The organism is Rhizobacter sp. P2_H2, assembly GCF_056403375.1.
Genome location: NZ_JBFUFP010001821.1, coordinates 1 through 557, shown reverse-complemented (window position 1 = coordinate 557; position 557 = coordinate 1). Strand labels below are relative to the sequence as shown.

Below are 557 nucleotides of genomic sequence, written 5' to 3'. Positions count from 1 at the left end.
GGCCGGCGTGCTTGCGCTGCTGCTGGTGATCGGTATCGCGCTGTCGGTGGCGTATCCGAACCTCCCGCAGGTCAGCGGCCTCGTCGACTACCGGCCGAAGCTGCCGATGCGCGTCTATTCGGCCGACGGCGTGCTGCTCGGCGAGTACGGCGAGGAGCGCCGCAACTTCACGCCGCTCGCCCAGGTGCCCAAGGTCATGCAGGACGCGGTGCTCGCGATCGAGGACGCGCGCTTCTACCAGCACGGCGGCGTCGACTACAAGGGCGTGCTGCGGGCCGGCCTCGCGCAGTTCAACGAGTCGCGCAGCCAGGGCGCCTCGACGATCACGATGCAGGTGGCKCGCAACTTCTATCTCTCCACCGAGAAGACGTTCACCCGCAAGATCTACGAGATCCTGCTGGCGCTGAAGATCGAGAGCCTGCTCAGCAAGGACCAGATCCTCGAGATCTACATGAACCAGATCTTCCTCGGCCAGCGCGCGCACGGATTCGCGGCGGCCAGCGAGATCTACTTCGGCAAGCCGCTGAAGGACATCTCGATCGCCGAGGCCGCGATGC

The 557-nt window shown here is 66.0% G+C and carries 1 protein-coding gene; it reads left to right on the top strand.

From position 1 onward, the window contains the following. A partial coding sequence (locus tag AC1D15_RS36410; RefSeq protein ID WP_477829919.1) for a transglycosylase domain-containing protein occupies nt 1–557 on the top strand: 557 nt, incomplete at both ends.